This is a genomic window from Pseudomonas sp. GXZC, assembly GCF_026967615.1.
Classification (GTDB): Bacteria; Pseudomonadota; Gammaproteobacteria; order Pseudomonadales; family Pseudomonadaceae; genus Aquipseudomonas; species Aquipseudomonas azotoformans_A.
Window position 1 is genome coordinate 4,401,643 of sequence record NZ_CP114115.1, and the last position, 19,738, is coordinate 4,421,380.

General features: G+C 57.8%; 18 protein-coding genes. 13 read left to right on the forward strand and 5 right to left on the reverse strand.

Annotated features, from left to right (window positions below; genetic code table 11):
* Window positions 1-65 precede the first annotated feature (65 nt).
* From OZ428_RS20590 to OZ428_RS20610, 5 genes are all read right to left on the reverse strand, one after another.
* Complete coding sequence (locus tag OZ428_RS20590) at window positions 66-1,622, reverse strand: FAD/NAD(P)-binding protein (protein ID WP_269131112.1); 1,557 nt, start codon at window positions 1,620-1,622, stop codon at window positions 66-68.
* Window positions 1,623-1,707: 85 nt separating this feature from the next.
* The gene (locus tag OZ428_RS20595; protein WP_269131113.1) at window positions 1,708-3,231 is read right to left on the reverse strand and encodes an acyl CoA:acetate/3-ketoacid CoA transferase; all 1,524 of its coding nucleotides are present in this window, start codon (window positions 3,229-3,231) and stop codon (window positions 1,708-1,710) included.
* On the reverse strand, window positions 3,228-3,671 hold the full coding sequence (locus tag OZ428_RS20600) for a cupin domain-containing protein (RefSeq protein WP_269131114.1): 444 nt from the start codon (window positions 3,669-3,671) through the stop codon (window positions 3,228-3,230). Before OZ428_RS20600 ends, OZ428_RS20595 begins: the two co-directional genes overlap by 4 nt.
* A 39-nt stretch (window positions 3,672-3,710) precedes the next feature.
* Window positions 3,711-4,607: a DMT family transporter gene (locus OZ428_RS20605; RefSeq protein ID WP_269131115.1), complete on the reverse strand. Its 897-nt coding sequence runs from the start codon at window positions 4,605-4,607 to the stop codon at window positions 3,711-3,713.
* A 250-nt stretch (window positions 4,608-4,857) separates the two neighbouring features.
* Window positions 4,858-5,808 (reverse strand): transposase, encoded by a 951-nt coding sequence (locus OZ428_RS20610; RefSeq protein ID WP_269131116.1) that lies wholly within the window; start codon window positions 5,806-5,808, stop codon window positions 4,858-4,860.
* A 337-nt stretch (window positions 5,809-6,145) separates the two neighbouring features.
* Here OZ428_RS20610 and OZ428_RS20615 point away from each other — a divergent pair, with 337 nt between their 5' ends.
* The 13 genes from OZ428_RS20615 to nuoF all read left to right on the forward strand — a co-directional run bounded on the left by OZ428_RS20615 (window position 6,146) and on the right by nuoF (window position 19,683).
* Window positions 6,146-6,592: an NUDIX hydrolase gene (locus OZ428_RS20615; RefSeq protein ID WP_269131117.1), complete on the forward strand. Its 447-nt coding sequence runs from the start codon at window positions 6,146-6,148 to the stop codon at window positions 6,590-6,592.
* A 59-nt stretch (window positions 6,593-6,651) separates the two neighbouring features.
* Window positions 6,652-7,776, forward strand: a complete 1,125-nt coding sequence (gene mnmA / locus OZ428_RS20620; protein WP_269131118.1) for a tRNA 2-thiouridine(34) synthase MnmA — start codon at window positions 6,652-6,654, stop codon at window positions 7,774-7,776.
* Window positions 7,773-8,396 carry a high frequency lysogenization protein HflD gene (hflD, locus tag OZ428_RS20625; RefSeq protein WP_033896832.1) on the forward strand — a complete coding sequence of 208 codons (624 nt, stop codon included), beginning with the start codon at window positions 7,773-7,775 and terminating at the stop codon, window positions 8,394-8,396. Before mnmA ends, hflD begins: the two co-directional genes overlap by 4 nt.
* 124 nt (window positions 8,397-8,520) lie before the next feature.
* On the forward strand, window positions 8,521-9,891 hold the full coding sequence (gene purB, locus OZ428_RS20630) for an adenylosuccinate lyase (RefSeq protein ID WP_269131119.1): 1,371 nt from the start codon (window positions 8,521-8,523) through the stop codon (window positions 9,889-9,891).
* 84 nt (window positions 9,892-9,975) lie between these two features.
* The gene (locus OZ428_RS20635) at window positions 9,976-11,142 is read left to right on the forward strand and encodes a ribosomal protein uL16 3-hydroxylase (protein ID WP_269131120.1); all 1,167 of its coding nucleotides are present in this window, start codon (window positions 9,976-9,978) and stop codon (window positions 11,140-11,142) included.
* Window positions 11,135-11,557, forward strand: a complete 423-nt coding sequence (locus tag OZ428_RS20640) for a GNAT family N-acetyltransferase (RefSeq protein WP_095015613.1) — start codon at window positions 11,135-11,137, stop codon at window positions 11,555-11,557. Before OZ428_RS20635 ends, OZ428_RS20640 begins: the two co-directional genes overlap by 8 nt.
* Window positions 11,558-11,819: 262 nt before the next feature.
* Entirely contained in the window at window positions 11,820-12,557 is a 738-nt protein-coding gene (locus OZ428_RS20645; RefSeq protein WP_269131121.1) for a secretin N-terminal domain-containing protein, read from the forward strand.
* Window positions 12,558-13,047: 490 nt separating this feature from the next.
* Entirely contained in the window at window positions 13,048-14,373 is a 1,326-nt protein-coding gene (gene aceA, locus OZ428_RS20650; RefSeq protein WP_003174717.1) for an isocitrate lyase, read from the forward strand.
* A gap of 501 nt (window positions 14,374-14,874) precedes the next feature.
* The gene (locus OZ428_RS20655) at window positions 14,875-15,288 is read left to right on the forward strand and encodes an NADH-quinone oxidoreductase subunit A (RefSeq protein WP_003219575.1); all 414 of its coding nucleotides are present in this window, start codon (window positions 14,875-14,877) and stop codon (window positions 15,286-15,288) included.
* Between the two features lie 10 nt (window positions 15,289-15,298).
* Window positions 15,299-15,973: a NuoB/complex I 20 kDa subunit family protein gene (locus OZ428_RS20660; RefSeq protein ID WP_016975544.1), complete on the forward strand. Its 675-nt coding sequence runs from the start codon at window positions 15,299-15,301 to the stop codon at window positions 15,971-15,973.
* Between the two features lie 73 nt (window positions 15,974-16,046).
* A complete protein-coding gene (gene nuoC, locus OZ428_RS20665) occupies window positions 16,047-17,831 on the forward strand; it encodes an NADH-quinone oxidoreductase subunit C/D (protein ID WP_033896875.1) in 1,785 nt (594 codons plus the stop codon).
* Between the two features lie 2 nt (window positions 17,832-17,833).
* A complete protein-coding gene (gene nuoE, locus OZ428_RS20670) occupies window positions 17,834-18,331 on the forward strand; it encodes an NADH-quinone oxidoreductase subunit NuoE (protein WP_033896837.1) in 498 nt (165 codons plus the stop codon).
* Window positions 18,328-19,683 (forward strand): NADH-quinone oxidoreductase subunit NuoF, encoded by a 1,356-nt coding sequence (gene nuoF / locus OZ428_RS20675; RefSeq protein WP_003174722.1) that lies wholly within the window; start codon window positions 18,328-18,330, stop codon window positions 19,681-19,683. Before nuoE ends, nuoF begins: the two co-directional genes overlap by 4 nt.
* The last annotated feature ends 55 nt before the right edge of the window (window positions 19,684-19,738 follow it).

Sequence of the window (19,738 nt, forward strand, 5' to 3'; positions counted from 1 at the left end):
GGTAACGATGTTACTCGCGTAGAAAGATCAAACTTAACGTGTATCCCCGTATATTTTCCTACGCCCTATGCAAACAAACGCGGCGCTAAACTGTAGGAACCTCTATCATGAACAAGTGACAGCCTCGATAGAATATCGTTAGCTCGACTCGCCGAATGACGGGAATTGATATCCAGCGCGCTGGTAAAAAAGAATGCGCCGCTCGTGAGCTCACCTAGCACTGTAATTCTATCGTCCACACAACCTAGCTGATTAATCAGTCCGCCGGTTTTAGCAGAAACCCTTACACCCCCAAACGGATCAATACAAGCGAGACCCTGATTAAGCATATTTTGCACAAGAGGGTTGTCGAACATTCTGACGTCGCGAGGCGTACCAGTCGCAATGACCACTGCGTCATACTCGCAGCGGCGAACGTCTGAACAATCACCCACTACCAAGGTAAACCCTGCGCCACACTCCACTGTTTTAAGCTCACCCTTGCAGATCGACAACTGTTCCGTCTCTAGCAACACCTTTATCTTTATTGCATTCTCAACCGGGATGGAAACGCGGTAAGCCATCCACCAACTTGAATATCCTAAAAATCTTCGCCTGTCCTCATCAGGCATTGCAGGCCAAATCAGATCAAGTACCGCATTCGTAGAATAAAGCACCGACTGCCAGAATCGGGGGTGCTGTGCCTGTGCGATTTCATCCGTCAGAAACTCAATGGCGGGCTTCTGGGCGCACTTGGACGACCAATCAATCGCGCCAGTTGCCTCTCCGCCTAAAGCTAACTCCTGCAACGTCCAGCGCGCCACATCTTCAAGTCGGACCACCCCATAGCTGGAAATGCAAGACTTGACAGTCTCAGGCGTCAGGATTTTCGGTTTATAGCGTGCCTGAGTTCCCCGAACATAGGGCAATGCGCCTGTACGCGAATGCAATGTGATCGGCCCCACATGCCCATTGGTCGTGAGCCCGATCAGTGTATCAATGGCGCTCAGCCTTGAGCCGACAATGGCCACACTTGCGTGCTTTGGAATCAAGCGACATGTACGCCTTAGAGGATAAGGACTGTTGAAAAAGCCCTCTGACGTCGCCAGATGCTGATATTCCAGACTGCGAGCATTACCGCAACTGAGTACCACGTGATCACTAGGAAAGGAAAGATTCCCTCTGGTTAAAACCACAACTTTTCCGTCGTGAGCGAAACTCAGGCTGACCGCCTCATCATGAACCTGAATCAACTGGCAGCCGAGTGCCACCGCCCTATTAACCAGACACCGAACCATATGCGCAAGGTAAAGCCCGAACAGCGGCCTTGGCAGAAAGGCTTGAGGCAATAATTCAATGCCGGGAAAGGCATCCTCCCAAACATCCCGATTATCCGACAACCATTTATAGAAATGTCCAGGCTGATCGGCGAAAGGCGAGATGAACTCGGCCCGAGTATTTAAAAGATTAGTGATACAGTCCTCTGAATAGGCGAGCCCGCACCCACACTGGGACTGCCTGTCGATTAAAAACAAAGAGAGACTCGAGTGACAACCCGATCTACTCAGACCCTCCAATAGAGAATAGATAAACGCGACGCTTGATGCGCCACCGCCAATGATTGTAATCACGGTATTTGCCATAACAGCCTCCTCGCAATCGAATTGATCACCCCACTCGACACCTCACATTGCCAACTATACTTAAACCTTACGATGACACATAAACCTAAACTAAAAAGACATCCTCTTTCATACGCTTGCAATTAGCCGAGATCACAAATCCGCCTTCGATGCACGGCGCAATATCGCGTGCGACATCAATACCCGTCGCAACCTCATCCAAATAGAGCACGCCATTACGCAACGAAAAAACGGCGCGCTCTGTAATAAACATTACGCGCTGACGCAACAATTCAGAGTAGCCACCATTAAATGTCAGGTGCGAAACTTGACGAACAAATTTTTTAATGCGCCCCTCCTGGACGATTCTCAGCCCCTCTGGACCCATTTTCACATCTAGCCCAACCGTCGTTAAAGTTCCACAAAATATAACGACCCGTGCGGACTGAGAAATATTTATAAAGCCGCCAGCCCCCTGCAACTTGCTGCCAAACTGCGAAACATTGACATTACCAAAAGCGTCAACCTCAGCAAAACCCAAGCACGCCACATCAATGCCTCCACCTTCATAAAAATCAAACAAGGCTGCCTGCTCGATCACAGCACTTGGTCGATAGCTGGCTCCAAACGACAATCCATAAGCCGGTCTGCCCCCCATGACTCCAGACTCAACAGTAAAAGTCTCACTCCCTAGTAAGCCGCTCTCTTCAGCCATTCGACCAATAACAGTGGGCATACCAATACCGAGATTGATTACTTGAGCCTTTTCCTCGCGAATTTCCTGGAGCGCGCGCTTAGCAATAATTCGCTCGGCACAGGAAATCGCCCCCCTATCGAGCACCGGAGCTCCCGGACATAAGAATGCAGAGTTGTAGGCTTCCGCATAGGTTTGAGGATGCTCTCCGGGGCGAGATACGGTGACGTAGTCCACTAATACACCCGGGATCTTTACATGGTGTGGTTCTATCTCGTGCAGCCCTACCAAACTTTCAACTTGCACTATTACAGTACCGCCACAATTCTTGACAGCCATTGCCTGCGCCAGCGAGTCACTATAAGAAACCTCCCTTTCCATTGAGATATTTCCATCAGGATCGCAGCAGGTACCTCTCAGCAACGCACAATTAACATCAAGCGAGGGATAGAAAAGTGTCGTCACCCCCTTTATATCAACTCTTTGAACAAGCGGACCGCCCCCTTGATCATTTAAACGGCCCCCGTCATTATTGGGATCAACGAAAGTATTGAGCCCGATACTGGATATTACTCCGGGCTTTTTGGCTGCTATCGCACGAAAGAGCTGACTGATGACACCTTGCGGCCAGTTATGCGCCTCTATTTCGCTGCGTCGCGCCATCTCGCCCAGTCGCGGAACCAGCCCCCAAAAACCGCCAATAGCCTTGGCCACCAGCCCTGGCTGAGCAAATAGATCGACACCTCGCCCCTTGAGATCCCCGGAGGCCGACGCAAAGAGCAGACCAATTTGGCGCGGTCGCCCTTCGCGCTTGAAACGCTCACTGATTGCGCGCGTGAGACCATCCGGATGCCCGCAACTTCCAAAGCCACCGGGGATGATTGTCCAACCGTCTTCGATCAAGTCCGCCGCTTGTTGCTCGCTAATGACTTTCATAGGTCGGCCTCAGCAGTTGAGGCAGCGCCCGCACTGCCTTCGGGCGACGTAACAACCTGAACAGGTTGCTCCCAAACAACCAGGAACGTACAGCCGGCCACCGAAGAGAGCTCATGTGAAGAACCTGGCGGATAAACCTGCAACACACCCTCTGCATGACACCCCCTATCATCAAGCAGCTCGCCCTTTAACACCAAAACCAACTCCCACCCCAAGTGCATATGTCTTGGGGTGAAGGCCCCCGAGTTGTAACGAACCAAGGCCGCAGCGGGCCCCCGTTCATTTTGCCGGGCGTCATACAGATGAAATATCGAAACGCCCTCCCGACCATCAATTTGATAAGGTTCAAACTTCAAATGCTCGAGATCGTCTGTAGATAATCCACCGCCCAACTTGCTCATCTGAATATCAAATATTCCGCTGCCGCTTATTGTATGCATGGCCGTTCTCCGCCTTGTCACGAATGAACTATTTATCAATCACTTCGCGCGGGCATGATTCATCAAATAAACCCCAACCGCCGAAACAACAAACCCCACAATCGCCACCGCACTCGGCACTTCACCCAACACTAGCGACGCCATGATCTGCGTGACCGCCGGAATAACATGAAACAAGTTAGTCGCCTTACTTGCCTCCCCCCGGCGAATCATCAAATACAGCAGCGTCAGCGCCCCAACGGAGTTCATCAACGTGATCCAGGCTATCGACGCTGCAAATGGCGCCCATTCGGTCACGCGCATGGTTTCGGTGGTGTAGGCCAGCAGCAACATAACCAGCGACGCGACAACCATCTGAATGAAGCAGCCCACCCACAGGTTCACGCCACCCAGAAAGCGCTTCTGATAGAGCGTGCCGAGTGTGATACCTAGCAACGCCAGGCCCACTGCGCCATATCCGGCTAGTGACGCCTCGGTGCCGAAAAGGCTGCTGGCTACGACAATAACCACACCGCCGACGCCCAGGATGGACCCCGGCAGGTCGCGCCAACTCAATTGCTCACCTAAAAAGAAATAAGCACCGATCACGACAAATACCGGCATCAGCCCGACGATCAATGCGGCTTGACCTGCGGGAACGCCCTGACTGATGCCGGCATACAAGCCACCGAACTGCAACGCCTGCAGAAGCAACCCAACTGCTGCAGCGTGAAGGTAAAGCGTCAGCTTTTTCGGCCATTGCGCATTAATCGCGAGTGCAACTCCCAGGAAAACCAGCGCCGCCAGGGCAAACCGGTAGAACGTCATGGTGAACGGCTCGCCATAACGCACGCCGAAGGCGCCGCCGATATAACCGGAACTCCACAGCAGAATGAAGGCAATGGGTAGCGGCGAAGTGAGACGTACTTCGTAGCTTTTGTGGGCAACCGGGCTCATGACACTCTCCAAATTGACTTGAAGAGGTAAACTGCGCCAGGCCCTGGCATCCGTAAAATCATAAAATGTTAGGCGCATCATGCAGAACACTTATGCAGACTTACTGAAGAAACCCAATCAAAATGTGGGAGCAACTGTCTTTGAGGATTTATTTTAAAAATAATCCTTTCGGACATGGCTTCGCCAGTAATACCGCGTAGCGGTATTACTGGCGAAGCCCGCGCTTCAGTAAAGTGCCCCTCATTTGTTATCAGGCTGCGGGGACCTGAGATTTCTGCTCTCTCCAACCCGTGCCATCTCGCAGCATTGCGTTTAGACGAATCAAGAGCTTTCGCATGCATGCCACAACAGCGACCTTCGCAAGCTTGCCTCGCGCTCGCAGAGCCTCATATTCGGCTTTGACTTGCGGATCGTGCTGAACCATTGACCAGGTCGACATATAGGTTGCGCCACGCACCGTATAGCGCCCGCCCTCGATTGATCTAGGGCCGCTCTTCTTGCCGCTATCGTTGTTGTAGGGCGCTAACCCTGCCAAAGCCGCAATCTTGCGTCCCGACACGGTTCCAAGCTCAGGAAGAAATGCCAAGAGCGTTCCGCAGGTGATGGCTCCGATCCCTTTCACCGACCTCAGTCGTCTGGCTTTCTCCTGATCCAGCACGGTCGAGGCATCCTCAATCTCCTTACCCAATGACTTGATCTGGCCCTCCAGGTAAGCGATGTGATCGGTGTAAGTGGATATGGCTTTAGCGCATGTGGTTTGCTTCATCCGGCGCTTGTCGCTGTCCCGGCTCTTGACCAAGCTGCCTCGCAGCTTGAGCAATTCGCCCAGCTCATCCCGATCCTTATTCGGTTCAACATGCGGCAAGTCCTCGAAATCTCTCGCAAATTTCGCCAGCATCTGAGCATCGATCTTATCGGTTTTAGCTATCTTGCCCATTGCTCTCGCATAGTCGCGAGCGCGTTTTGGATTGACGCGAAAGACATTCAAACCCTCCAACCGCAAGGCTCTGAGCAATGCCCTTTCATAGCCGCCGGTGGCTTCAAGCAAGACCCTTCCCACCTCAAGCTCGTTCAGGCATGTGATCAGCCGAGTGAAGCCCTCAAGGTCATTACTGACCTGAAACTGCGTGTAATTCGCAGGAAGAAACCCCACATCCACAGTCGCTTTCGAAACATCGAGACCAACATAGTAGGAAATCATCGCCAAACCCTCTTACACTCAAGAAGTGAGAGCACTCTGACCTATCCCTAGCTTGTGATTTCGAGTTTTGCCGCTCATCCAACTGTTCGGGCTTCTGGTCAGAGTGAGAGGTGGATGGCGACTTGGCTCCCACTCGTGCTTTAAGCACCGCTGGCTTTCAGTCTGCCATCCACTGCTCTCACCCTTCTGAGTTTAAGAGATCTTGAAGACACAAGCTGGCTTGCCTGCGATAGCTGTCTGTCAGCCAATACAGCTGCAACTGACCCACCGCCATCGCAGGCAAGCCAGCTCCCACACCGACCGAGTTTCTCCAGTCACATCATCCTTGAGGCCGCTTATGACCTGGCAACCCCACATCACCGTCGCCACCATCGTCGAAGACAAAGGCCGCTTTCTCATGGTCGAAGAACTCAAAGGCGGCCGCGCCGTGCTCAACCAGCCCGCCGGCCACCTCGACCCGCATGAAACCCTCACCGAAGCCGCCGTGCGCGAAACCCTCGAGGAAACCGGCTGGGACGTCGAAGCCACCGGCATCGTCGGGATTTACCTGTACACCGCCCCCAGCAATGGCGTGACTTATCAAAGAGTCTGCTTCATCGCCAAACCTCTGAAACACCATCCAGACTATCAACTTGACGAAGGCATCCTCCGCGCCCGCTGGCTGACCCGTGACGAGCTGATGGAACTGCGCAATGACTGGCGCAGCGAGCTGATCATCCGCTGTATCGATGATTATCTGGCCGGTCAGCGCCACAGCCTCGAATTGATCCGCCCTTCTCTTTAGCCTTGAAGGCCTGAGCCTGATAGAATCGCGTCCTTTTTCAAGACACCCGTTGAAACCCTATGCGTGATCCAGCCCCTTCTGACACACAAAAGAAGCGCGTCATCGTCGGTATGTCCGGCGGCGTGGATTCTTCCGTTTCCGCCGTTCTGCTCATGGAGCAGGGTTATGAGGTGGAAGGCCTGTTCATGAAGAACTGGGAAGAAGACGATGGAACGGAATACTGCACCGCCATGGACGACCTGGCGGACGCCCAGGCCGTGTGCGACAAGATCGGTATCAAGCTGCACACCGCCAACTTCGCCGCCGAGTACTGGGACAACGTGTTCGAGCATTTCCTGGCCGAATACAAGGCTGGGCGCACGCCGAACCCGGACATCCTGTGCAACCGTGAAATCAAGTTCAAGGCGTTCCTCGACTACGCCATGATGCTCGGCGCCGACCTGATTGCCACTGGCCACTACGTGCGCCGCCGTGACATCGACGGTCGCACCGAACTGCTCAAAGGCCTGGACCCGAACAAGGACCAGAGCTACTTCCTGCACGCCGTCGGCAGTGAACAGATCGCCAAGACCCTGTTCCCGGTGGGCGAGCTGGAAAAACCCGAAGTGCGCAAGATCGCCGAGAAACACGGCCTGGCCACCGCTAAGAAGAAGGATTCCACCGGGATCTGCTTTATCGGCGAGCGCCGCTTCAGCGACTTCCTCAAGCAGTACCTGCCGGCGCAACCGGGCGAAATCCACACCACCGAAGGTGAAGTCATCGGCCGTCACCATGGCCTGATGTACCACACCATCGGCCAACGCCAGGGCCTGGGCATCGGCGGCTTGAAAGACGCCGGTGAAGAGCCGTGGTACGTGCTGGTCAAGGACCTGGAAAACAACGTGCTGATCGTCGGCCAAGGCAACGAGCATCCACTGCTGTTCTCCGGCGCCCTGCTTGCTTCAGAAATCTATTGGGTCAACCCGATCGACCTGAGCACCCCGCGCCGCCTGACTGCCAAAGTGCGTTATCGCCAGAGCGACCAGCCCTGCACCCTGGAAAAAACCGCCACCGGCTACCGCGCTATCTTCGATGACCCGCAACGCGCAGTCACGCCTGGCCAGTCCGTGGTGTTCTACGACGGTGAAATCTGCCTAGGCGGCGGCGTGATTGAAGTGGCCGAAGCCTGGAGCAAATCGGCATGAGCCCGACCCAGGAGCAATTGACGGCGCTGGGCGGGGTTTTCCTCGCCGCTGTATTGGTGGACAAGATCGCCAAGACCGGCCAGGTCACCGAAGCCGGCCTGACCTGCATGCTCGGCAGCCTGCTGATCCGCGACCCCAAGGACACCCTGGAAGTCTACGGCGGCGACGATATCGCCCTGCGTGAAGGTTACCGCGCGCTGATCGGCGCCCTGGAGCGCGACCCAAGCACGTTGCAGCGCGAGCCGTTGCGCTATGCCTTGTCAATGCTTGGCCTTGAGCGTCAACTGGCCAAGCGCGACGACCTGCTGGAGGTCATCGGCAAGCGCTTGCCGCAGATTCAGTCCCAGGTGGAACACTTCGGCCCGGCCCACGAAAACGTGATCGCGGCCTGTGGCGCGCTATACCAGGACACCCTGAGCACCTTGCGCCAACGCATACAGGTGCATGGCGACATGCGCAACCTGCAGCAACCGAACAACGCCTCGAAAATTCGCGCCCTGCTCCTGGCCGGTATTCGTTCGGCGCGGTTGTGGCGTCAGTTGGGCGGTCATCGTTGGCAGCTGGTGATCAGCCGCCGCAAATTGCTCAAAGAGCTTTACCCGTTGATGCGCAACGAATAAGTCGCACCGACAGGCATTTTCAAGCCGTTACGCGTAATACGCCGGTCAGTTGGCGACGGACCGGCGGATTTTTTCATGTATGATACGCGCCCCATTTCGTTGCCCGACTGTCCGAGAACACCCCATGCAGCTCTCTTCGCTCACTGCGGTTTCCCCTGTTGACGGCCGCTACGCCGGCAAAACCCAGGCCCTGCGCCCTATTTTCAGCGAATACGGCCTGATCCGTGCTCGTGTACTGGTTGAAGTGCGCTGGCTCCAGCGCCTGGCCGCTCATCCCGCCATCAGCGAAGTGCCGGCGTTCTCCGCCGAAGCCATCGCTGTGCTCAACACCCTGGCGGAAAACTTCTCCCTGGAGCACGCCGAGCGTGTGAAAGAGATCGAGCGCACCACCAACCACGACGTAAAAGCCATCGAATACCTGCTCAAAGAGCAAGCGGCCAAGCTGCCGGAACTGGCCCAGGTCAGTGAGTTCATCCACTTTGCCTGCACCAGCGAGGACATCAACAACCTGTCCCACGCCCTGATGCTGCGCGAAGGCCGTGATGACGTGATGCTGCCGCTGATGCGCCAGACCGCCAACGCCATCCGCGAACTGGCTATCCGCTTCGCCGACGTGCCAATGCTGTCGCGCACCCACGGCCAGCCGGCGTCGCCGACCACCTTGGGCAAAGAACTGGCCAACGTGGTGTACCGCCTGGAGCGTCAGATCGCTCAAGTGGCGGCCGTGCCACTGCTGGGCAAGATCAACGGCGCCGTAGGCAACTACAACGCCCACCTGTCGGCCTACCCTGAGATCGACTGGGAAGCCAACGCCCGCGCCTTCATCGAAGACGAGTTGGGCCTGGGTTTCAACCCGTACACCACGCAGATCGAACCCCACGACTACATCGCCGAGCTGTTCGACGCCATTGCGCGCTTCAACACCATCCTGATCGACTTCGATCGCGATATCTGGGGCTACATCTCCCTGGGCTACTTCAAGCAGCGCACCATTGCCGGTGAAATCGGTTCGTCGACCATGCCGCACAAGGTCAACCCGATCGACTTCGAAAACTCCGAAGGCAATCTCGGCATCGCCAACGCCCTGTTCCAGCACCTGGCCAGCAAGTTGCCGATCTCCCGCTGGCAGCGCGACCTGACCGACTCCACCGTACTGCGCAACCTCGGCGTGGGCTTCGCTCACAGCGTGATCGCGTATGAGGCCAGCCTCAAGGGCATCAGCAAGCTGGAACTCAACGAGCAGAAGATCGCCGCTGACCTGGACGCGTGCTGGGAAGTCCTGGCCGAGCCGATCCAGACCGTGATGCGCCGCTACAACATCGAAAACCCGTACGAGAAGCTGAAAGAGTTGACGCGCGGCAAGGGCATCACCTCTGACGCACTGCAAACTTTCATCGACGGCCTGGACATGCCAGCCGCGGCCAAGGCCGAGCTGAAACTGCTGACCCCGGCCAACTACATCGGCAACGCTGTAGAGCAAGCCAAGCGCATCTGATCGCTGCTTGACCCTTTGAGACGCCCGGCCGCGCCGGGCGTTTTTATTCCAGTCTGAAAAGTGCTTTTTTTCAATAGGTTACACATGAATCCTGATATCCCTCTTCAACTTCTAGGCGGCATCACGGCACGGGAATTCCTGCGCGACTACTGGCAGAAAAAGCCGCTGCTGATCCGCCAGGCCATCCCTGATTTCGAAAGCCCGATCGACGCCGACGAACTGGCCGGCCTGGCCCTGGAAGAAGAAGTCGAGTCGCGCCTGGTGATCGAACACGGCGAGCGTCCGTGGGAATTGCGTCGCGGCCCGTTTGCTGAAGATGCCTTCAGCACCCTGCCCGAGCGTGAGTGGACCTTGCTAGTGCAGGCTGTCGACCAGTTCGTGCCGGAAGTGGCCGAATTGCTCGAGCAGTTCCGCTTCCTGCCAAGCTGGCGCATCGACGACGTGATGATCAGCTTCGCCGCACCCGGTGGCAGCGTCGGCCCGCACTTCGACAACTACGATGTGTTCCTGCTGCAAGCCCAAGGCAAGCGCAACTGGAAGATCGGCCAGATGTGCAACTCCGAAAGCCCGCTGCTGCAGCACGCCGACCTGCGCATCCTCGCTGAATTCGAAGAAAGCGCCGAGTGGGTACTGGAACCGGGCGACATGCTTTACCTGCCACCGCGCCTGGCGCACTTCGGCATTGCCGAAGATGACTGCATGACCTACTCCGTGGGTTTCCGCGCCCCCAGCGCCGCTGAAGTGCTGACCCACTTCACCGACTTCCTCAGCCAGTACCTGACTGACGAAGAACGCTACACCGACGCCGACGCCCAGCCGGTCAGCGACCCGCACCAGATCCAGGGCGACGCGCTCGACCGCCTCAAGAGCCTGCTGGCCGAGCACATGAGCGACGAGCGCATGCTGCTGACCTGGTTCGGCCAGTTCATGACCGAACCGCGCTATCCTGAACTGGTGGCCGGTGAAGAGTTGGGCGAAGAAGATTTCGTCAACAGCCTGCAAGACGGCGCGATCCTGGTGCGCAACCCTAGCGCGCGCATGGCTTGGTCGGAAGTCGACAATGATGTGCTGCTGTTCGCCAGCGGCCAGAGCCGCTACCTGCCGGGCAAGCTGCGCGAACTGCTCAAGCTGATCTGCGCCGCCGACGCCCTGCACGCCGAAAACCTCGCCCCATGGCTGGCGGACGAAGACGGTCGCGACCTGCTGTGCGAATTGGTCAAGCAAGGAAGCCTGGGATTTGCCGATGAATAAGATTCACGTAAGTGTCGCGGACTGGCAAAAGGATATCGCCGAGATTCGGCGCATTCGTGAAGCGGTGTTTATCGCTGAACAATCGGTTCCGCCAGAGCTGGAGTGGGACGCGGACGACGCCGGCGCTGTGCATTTCCTTGCATTCGAAGGTGATTTTCCAATTGGCACCGCGCGCCTGCTGCCCAGTGGCGAGATCGGACGCGTGTCGGTACTCAAGGACTGGCGCGGACTGAAGGTCGGCGACAAGCTGATGGAAGCGGTGATCGGCGTGGCCGAGCAACGCGGCCAGGCCAAGCAGTTCCTGAGTGCGCAGGTGTATGCAGCGCCGTTCTATGAGCGACTGGGCTTCAAGATCGTCAGTGACGAATTCCTTGAAGTCGGCATTCCGCATGTGGACATGGTGCGCGAGGGCTGACTCCCTGTGGTGAGTAGACCTGTGTGGTGAGCGGGCTTGCCCCGCGCTGGGCTGCGCAGCAGCCCAAAAAACCAGACGCCGCGTTCTTTCTGAAAGAACGCGGCGTTTTTTATGGGGGCCGCTGCGCAGCCCAGCGCGGGGCAAGCCCGCTCACCACAACAAGCCCTACCCGGCACAGCAGGCTTAATCCTCACTAAACTTGCCGCCAACCAAGCCGACAAACTGGCAAACTCAAGCCTAATGACTCGCAGAGATAACGGACATGTCCCTACGCACCCTGCTCACCGCCCTTCTCCTGACCGCCAGCGTTTCGGCCATGGCTGACACTGAAGTCGTCAACCTGAGCAACCGCACCAGCGCCGACCTGCTCCCCGTAGCGCAGAACTTCATCGGCAAGGACGGCACCGTCAGCGCCTACGGCAACCAGCTTATTGTCAACGCCGACCCCGCCAAGATCCAGGACTTGCGCGCCCTGCTCTCCCAACTCGACACACCGGCCAAGCGACTGCTGATCACCGTCGACACCAACGAAAACAACCAACAGAACAGCGGCGACAGCCAGACCCGCATCATCAGCTACGGCACCGCCAGCCGTGACGGCGGGATCCAGCAGATCCAGGCTAGCGAAGGCGTGCCCGCGCTGATTCAGGTCGGCCAGAGCGTGCCGCTGACCACCACCCAGCAAGACGGCTACGGCCGCCTGCAGAACCAGACTCAGTATCGCAACGTCACCCAGGGTTTCTACGTGACGGCGAGCGTCACCGGCGAAACCGTTCACCTGGCGATCAGCACCAACCGTGACCGCATGAGCCAGGAACGTCCCGATGTAGTGAATGTGCAAAGTACCGACACAACCGTCAGCGGCCGCTTGGGTGAATGGATCCCCCTGGCCGGTATCAATCGCGAGACCCAGGCCGACAAATCCTCTGGAACCCGCACGTACTCTACTCAAGGCCGCGATGACCTGACTGTGCGGGTCAAGGTCGACACCCTGAACTGAAGCACCAAAAACTGACTGATGAGTCGTATTAGACTAAAGATGTAGTGCTTTAAAAAAAGCACTACAAAACATTTGACGATCCAAAAAAGCATGGGCATGATGGCCTCGCTCCCGCTAATCAGGGGCCCTGGCAAGGGCCTTCGGATCGCCGCTCCAAGCTACCCACCTGAGCCGATTCGTGTCTGTACCGCCCACAAGGCGTGTTTGACGAGGTTGCGACTGGAACGAAGTTGTCCCGAGGGACGGAAGCTAACCAGGTAACCCGGCTACACGCTGTTGAACACCCAAGGGCCCACGACGCCCTCAGACTGTTCGCGGCCCGCCTTTACCTACCGCCCCTCTCGCCAATCGTTCATCCCGTCGCATTCCCCGCCAGACCCGGCATGACCGCCTAAGCTTCTGGTCAGCGAGCAGCCCTGCCCACGCATTTGAATGCAGGGCTGGCAAATGGATTTTTCCACCACAAGAAGACGCGACGAGGTTTACTTCCATGGCACTGACACGCGAACAGCAAATTGCAGCCCTCGAAAAAGACTGGGCTGAAAACCCACGCTGGAAAGGCGTGACCCGCGCTTATTCCGCTGCTGACGTCGTCCGCCTGCGTGGCTCGGTTCAACCTGAGCACACCTTTGCAAAACTCGGCGCCGAGAAGCTGTGGAACCTGGTGACCCAAGGTGCCAAGCCTTCCTTCCGTCCCGACAAAGATTTCGTCAACTGCATGGGCGCCCTCACTGGCGGCCAGGCAGTGCAACAGGTGAAAGCCGGTATCCAGGCGATCTACCTGTCCGGCTGGCAAGTGGCAGCGGACAACAACTCCGCTGAATCCATGTACCCCGACCAATCGCTGTACCCGGTGGACTCGGTCCCAACCGTGGTCAAGCGCATCAACAACTCGTTCCGTCGTGCCGACCAGATCCAGTGGAAAGCCGGCAAGAACCCAGGCGACGAAGGCTACATCGACTACTTCGCACCGATCGTGGCTGACGCTGAAGCCGGTTTCGGCGGCGTGCTGAACGCCTACGAGTTGATGAAGAGCATGATCGAGGCTGGCGCCGCCGGCGTGCACTTCGAAGACCAGCTTGCTTCGGTGAAGAAATGTGGCCACATGGGCGGCAAAGTATTGGTGCCAACCCAGGAAGCCGTACAGAAGCTCACCGCTGCCCGTCTAGCGGCTGACGTTGCCGGTACTCCGACCATCATCCTGGCCCGTACCGACGCCAACGCCGCTGACCTGCTGACTTCGGACTGCGACCCGTACGACCAGCCATTCGTGACCGGCGAGCGCACCCAGGAAGGTTTCTACAAGGTACGTGCCGGCCTGGACCAGGCGATTGCCCGAGGCCTGGCCTACGCGCCGTACGCCGACCTGATCTGGTGCGAAACCGCCAAGCCGGACCTGGACGAAGCCCGCCGCTTCGCCGAAGCGATCAAGAAGGAATACCCGGACCAACTGCTGTCCTACAACTGCTCGCCTTCCTTCAACTGGAAGAAGAACCTGGACGACGCGACCATCGCCAAGTTCCAGCGTGAACTGTCCGCCATGGGTTACAAGCACCAGTTCATCACCCTGGCCGGCATTCACAACATGTGGCACAGCATGTTCAACCTGGCGCACGACTACGCCCGCAACGACATGACCGCCTACGTGAAGCTGCAAGAGCAGGAGTTCGCTGACGCCGCCAAGGGCTACACCTTCGTGGCTCACCAGCAGGAAGTGGGCACCGGCTACTTCGACGACATGACCACCGTGATCCAGGGCGGCACCTCGTCCGTGACCGCACTGACCGGCTCGACCGAAGAAGAGCAGTTCCACTAAGCAGCGCGTACACGGCCACTGCGGCCCCAAGGAAGACCTAACCGCAGTGCCGCACAACAATCACGCCCCGACCTGTTCGGGGCGTTTTTTTGTCAAAACATTGATCCAGAGCGGTGTTCGCGTGGATCAGATCGGTTAAAAGATCCCCGTCAGCAACTAAGCGGCACTCTAGCAAGTAACGGCAACTTCCCTCGCCACACGAGAAACATTCGCTTAAACCCCACGCAAACAATATTCATTATCATTTAGCGCATGAAAACTTCGTTACAGGATAAACAAAACACATTTGATTAAATGCCCGCTAATGCCCGCCGCACAAGGGCTACAGCCCCAAGAAGGTGCACTATGTCCTTATTCCATCGAATAATTTCGCTATAGGAATTTTACTTGCCCGGTGTTTAGCCATAAAATCACCGCGATTGATTGCAGTGCGACATATCGTCACTGCATCGTTACTTTTTCGAGCTCAGAGACCTTTGCTCTCTGTTAAGGATTTCCAGCATGACCGAAGCGACAGGACTCATGGCCCACAACTGGGGCTTTGCCATTTTCCTCCTCGGTGTTGTCGGCCTCTGCGCCTTCATGCTCGGTGTCTCCAGCCTCCTCGGGTCAAAAGCCTGGGGCCGCAGCAAAAATGAACCGTTCGAGTCCGGCATGCTGCCTACAGGTGGCGCCCGCTTGCGGCTCTCAGCCAAATTCTATCTGGTCGCGATGCTGTTCGTGATCTTCGATATCGAAGCCCTCTTTCTCTTTGCCTGGTCTGTGTCCGTCCGCGAAAGCGGCTGGACCGGATTCGTCGAAGCTCTCGTTTTCATAGCAATTCTGTTGGCAGGCCTTGTCTACCTATTCCGAGTGGGCGCCCTTGACTGGGCTCCGGAAGCTCGTCGTAAGCGGCAAGCGAAGCTGAAACAATGAGGCTTTGGCGATGCAATACAATCTCACCAGGATCGACCCGGATGCTCCTAACGATCAGTACCCCATCGGCGAACGGGAAACCGTCTCCGATCCGTTAGAAGATCAAGTCCACAAAAACATCTACATGGGCAAGCTGGAAGACGTGCTGAGTGGCGCGGTCAACTGGGGACGTAAGAACTCCCTGTGGCCGTACAACTTCGGTCTTTCGTGCTGCTACGTGGAAATGACCACCGCCTTCACGGCGCCCCACGACATCGCGCGCTTTGGCGCCGAAGTTATCCGGGCATCACCGCGCCAGGCGGATTTCATGGTTATCGCCGGCACCTGCTTTATCAAGATGGCGCCGATCATCCAGCGTCTCTACGAGCAAATGCTCGAGCCAAAGTGGGTTATCTCCATGGGTTCGTGCGCCAACTCCGGTGGCATGTACGACATCTACTCCGTCGTTCAGGGGGTGGACAAGTTCCTGCCCGTGGACGTCTACGTGCCTGGCTGCCCGCCCCGCCCCGAAGCATTCCTGCAAGGCTTGATGCTGTTGCAGGAATCGATCGGCAAGGAGCGTCGCCCGCTTTCCTGGGTCGTTGGCGATCAAGGCGTATACCGCGCCGAGATGCCTTCGCAAAAGGAAGAGCGCCGCGAACAGCGAATCGCAGTCACCAACCTGCGCAGCCCTGACGAAGTCTGATCCAGCCCGCTTCTTTAAATAGAACGAACACCTGGCTTCATTCTTTACGTTGACCGAAAGCGATAAAAAAACCATGACTACAGGCAGCGCTCTGTACATCCCGCCTTATAAGGCAGACGACCAGGATGTGGTCGTCGAACTCAATAACCGTTTTGGCCCTGACGCCTTCACCGCCCAGGCCACACGCACCGGTATGCCGGTGCTGTGGGTGGCGCGCGCCAAGCTCGTCGAGGTCCTGACCTTCCTGCGCAACCTGCCCAAGCCGTACGTCATGCTCTATGACCTGCATGGCGTGGACGAGCGTCTGCGCACCAAGCGTCAAGGGCTGCCGAGCGGCGCCGATTTCACCGTGTTCTACCACCTGATGTCGCTGGAACGTAACAGCGACGTGATGATCAAGGTCGCACTAAGCGAAAGCGACTTGAGCATCCCGACCGTCACCGGTATCTGGCCGAACGCCAGCTGGTACGAGCGTGAAGTGTGGGACATGTTCGGTATCGACTTCCCGGGCCACCCGCACCTGACGCGCATCATGATGCCGCCGACCTGGGAAGGTCACCCGCTGCGCAAGGACTTCCCTGCCCGCGCCACCGAATTCGATCCGTTCAGCCTCAACCTCGCCAAGCAACAGCTTGAAGAGGAAGCCGCACGTTTCCGTCCGGAAGACTGGGGCATGAAACGCTCCGGCACCAACGAGGACTACATGTTCCTCAACCTGGGCCCGAACCACCCTTCGGCTCACGGTGCCTTCCGTATCATCCTGCAACTGGACGGCGAAGAAATCGTCGACTGCGTCCCGGACATCGGCTACCACCACCGTGGTGCCGAAAAGATGGCCGAGCGTCAGTCCTGGCACAGCTTCATCCCGTACACCGACCGTATCGATTACCTCGGCGGCGTGATGAACAACCTGCCGTACGTGCTCTCGGTCGAGAAGCTGGCCGGTATCAAGGTGCCGGACCGCGTCGACACCATCCGCATCATGATGGCCGAGTTCTTCCGCATCACCAGCCACCTGCTGTTCCTGGGTACCTATATCCAGGACGTCGGCGCCATGACCCCGGTGTTCTTCACCTTCACCGACCGTCAGCGCGCCTACAAGGTCATCGAAGCCATCACCGGTTTCCGTCTGCACCCGGCCTGGTACCGCATCGGCGGTGTTGCCCACGACCTGCCCAATGGCTGGGAACGCCTGGTCAAGGAATTCATCGACTGGATGCCCAAGCGTCTGGACGAGTACCAAAAGGCTGCGCTGGATAACAGCATCCTCAAAGGCCGTACCATCGGAGTCGCCCAGTACAACACCAAAGAGGCGTTGGAATGGGGCGTCACCGGTGCTGGCCTGCGTTCCACCGGTTGCGACTTCGACCTCCGTAAAGCGCGTCCGTACTCGGGCTACGAAAACTTCGAATTCGAAGTCCCGCTGGCCGCCAATGGCGATGCCTACGACCGTTGCATCGTGCGCGTCGAAGAAATGCGCCAGAGCCTGAAAATCATCGAGCAATGCATGCGCAACATGCCGGCAGGCCCTTACAAGGCGGATCACCCGCTGACCACGCCGCCGCCGAAAGAGCGCACGCTGCAGCACATCGAAACCCTGATCACGCACTTCCTGCAAGTTTCGTGGGGCCCGGTCATGCCGGCTAACGAATCCTTCCAGATGATCGAAGCGACCAAGGGTATCAATAGTTATTACCTGACGAGCGATGGCGGCACCATGAGCTACCGCACCCGGATCCGTACCCCAAGCTTCGCCCACTTGCAGCAGATCCCTTCGGTGATCAAAGGCGAGATGGTCGCGGACTTGATTGCGTACCTGGGTAGTATTGATTTCGTTATGGCCGACGTGGACCGCTAAGCATGAACAGCACGCTTATCCAGACAGACCGTTTCACCCTGAGTGAAACCGAGCGCTCGGCCATCGAGCACGAGCTGCATCACTACGAAGACCCGCGCGCGGCGTCGATCGAAGCCTTGAAGATCGTCCAGAAGGAACGTGGCTGGGTGCCGGACGGCGCCCTCTACGCCATCGGCGAGATCCTCGGCATCCCCGCCAGCGACGTTGAAGGCGTGGCCACGTTCTACAGCCAGATCTTCCGTCAGCCGGTTGGCCGCCACATCATTCGCGTGTGCGACAGCATGGTCTGCTACATCGGTGGCCACGAGAAAGTGGTTGACGCGATCCAGACCAAACTGGGCATCGGCCTCGGCCAAACCACCCCGGACGGCCGCTTCACGCTGCTGCCAGTGTGCTGCCTGGGCAACTGCGACAAGGCGCCGGCGTTGATGATCGACGACGACACATTCGGTGACGTGCAGGCAACTGGCGTGACCCAATTGCTCGAGGGCTACCCATGACCCTTACATCCTTCGGCCCGGCCAACCTGATCAAGCGTTCGCCTGAAACCCACCCGCTGACCTGGCGCCTGCGTGACGATGCCGAGCCGGTTTGGCTCGACGAATACCAGGCCAAGAACGGTTACGCGGCGGCGCGCAAAGCCTTCGCCGACATGGCCCAGGACGATATCGTCCAGACCGTGAAAGACGCCGGCCTTAAAGGCCGCGGCGGCGCAGGCTTCCCCACTGGCGTTAAGTGGGGCCTGATGCCAAAAGACGAATCCATCAACATCCGCTACCTGCTGTGCAATGCGGATGAAATGGAGCCGAACACCTGGAAAGACCGCATGCTGATGGAGCAACTGCCCCATCTGCTGATCGAAGGCATGCTGATCAGTGCCCGTGCGCTGAAGACCTACCGTGGCTACATCTTCCTGCGTGGCGAGTACACCACCGCCGCCAAGCACCTCAACCGTGCCGTGGAAGAAGCCAAGGCGGCTGGCCTGCTGGGTAAGAACATCCTGGGTTCCGGCTTTGACTTCGAACTGTTCGTACACACCGGCGCCGGGCGTTATATCTGCGGTGAAGAAACCGCATTGATCAACTCCCTCGAAGGCCGCCGCGCCAACCCACGTTCCAAACCGCCCTTCCCTGCCGCCGTCGGCGTGTGGGGCAAGCCGACTTGCGTGAACAACGTCGAGACCCTGTGCAACGTGCCGGCGATCATCGCCGACGGCGTGGACTGGTACAAATCGTTGGCCCGCGAAGGCAGCGAAGACATGGGCACCAAGCTCATGGGCTTCTCCGGCAAGGTCAAGAACCCTGGCCTGTGGGAACTGCCGTTCGGCGTGACCGCCCGCGAGCTGTTCGAGGACTACGCCGGTGGCATGCGCGACGGCTACACCTTGAAAGCCTGGCAGCCAGGCGGTGCCGGTACGGGCTTCCTGCTCCCTGAGCACCTCGACGCACAGATGTATGCCGGCGGCATCGGCAAGGTCGGCACCCGGATGGGTACGGGCCTGGCGATGGCGGTGGACAACACGGTGAACATGGTCTCGCTGCTGCGCAACATGGAGCAGTTCTTTGCCCGTGAATCCTGCGGCTTCTGCACCCCATGCCGCGACGGTCTGCCGTGGAGCGTGAAGCTGCTGATGGCCCTGGAAAATGGCGAAGGTCGCGAGGGTGATATCGAAACCCTGCTCGGCCTGGTCGGTTTCCTCGGCCCAGGCAAGACTTTCTGTGCTCACGCACCGGGCGCCGTGGAGCCATTGGGCAGCGCCATCAAATACTTCCGCTCGGAGTTCGAAGCCGGCATCGCGCCCACCAGCGCCGCCGTCCCGCCTCTGGCAAGGCCGATCGTAGTCGGCGCGTAACGCTTAAAAAGGCGAAGGGTCCGTGCCCTTCGCTTTCTCATGGGCTGACGCCGTA

Coding starts and splice junctions, on each gene's coding strand:
- OZ428_RS20590 (WP_269131112.1), bottom strand. CDS start 1,622: ATGGCAAATACCGTGATTACAATCATTGGCGGTGGCGCATCAAGCGTC.
- OZ428_RS20595 (WP_269131113.1), bottom strand. CDS start 3,231: ATGAAAGTCATTAGCGAGCAACAAGCGGCGGACTTGATCGAAGACGGT.
- OZ428_RS20600 (WP_269131114.1), bottom strand. CDS start 3,671: ATGCATACAATAAGCGGCAGCGGAATATTTGATATTCAGATGAGCAAG.
- OZ428_RS20605 (WP_269131115.1), bottom strand. CDS start 4,607: ATGAGCCCGGTTGCCCACAAAAGCTACGAAGTACGTCTCACTTCGCCG.
- OZ428_RS20610 (WP_269131116.1), bottom strand. CDS start 5,808: ATGATTTCCTACTATGTTGGTCTCGATGTTTCGAAAGCGACTGTGGAT.
- OZ428_RS20615 (WP_269131117.1), top strand. CDS start 6,146: ATGACCTGGCAACCCCACATCACCGTCGCCACCATCGTCGAAGACAAA.
- mnmA (WP_269131118.1), top strand. CDS start 6,652: ATGCGTGATCCAGCCCCTTCTGACACACAAAAGAAGCGCGTCATCGTC.
- hflD (WP_033896832.1), top strand. CDS start 7,773: ATGAGCCCGACCCAGGAGCAATTGACGGCGCTGGGCGGGGTTTTCCTC.
- purB (WP_269131119.1), top strand. CDS start 8,521: ATGCAGCTCTCTTCGCTCACTGCGGTTTCCCCTGTTGACGGCCGCTAC.
- OZ428_RS20635 (WP_269131120.1), top strand. CDS start 9,976: ATGAATCCTGATATCCCTCTTCAACTTCTAGGCGGCATCACGGCACGG.
- OZ428_RS20640 (WP_095015613.1), top strand. CDS start 11,135: ATGAATAAGATTCACGTAAGTGTCGCGGACTGGCAAAAGGATATCGCC.
- OZ428_RS20645 (WP_269131121.1), top strand. CDS start 11,820: ATGTCCCTACGCACCCTGCTCACCGCCCTTCTCCTGACCGCCAGCGTT.
- aceA (WP_003174717.1), top strand. CDS start 13,048: ATGGCACTGACACGCGAACAGCAAATTGCAGCCCTCGAAAAAGACTGG.
- OZ428_RS20655 (WP_003219575.1), top strand. CDS start 14,875: ATGACCGAAGCGACAGGACTCATGGCCCACAACTGGGGCTTTGCCATT.
- OZ428_RS20660 (WP_016975544.1), top strand. CDS start 15,299: ATGCAATACAATCTCACCAGGATCGACCCGGATGCTCCTAACGATCAG.
- nuoC (WP_033896875.1), top strand. CDS start 16,047: ATGACTACAGGCAGCGCTCTGTACATCCCGCCTTATAAGGCAGACGAC.
- nuoE (WP_033896837.1), top strand. CDS start 17,834: ATGAACAGCACGCTTATCCAGACAGACCGTTTCACCCTGAGTGAAACC.
- nuoF (WP_003174722.1), top strand. CDS start 18,328: ATGACCCTTACATCCTTCGGCCCGGCCAACCTGATCAAGCGTTCGCCT.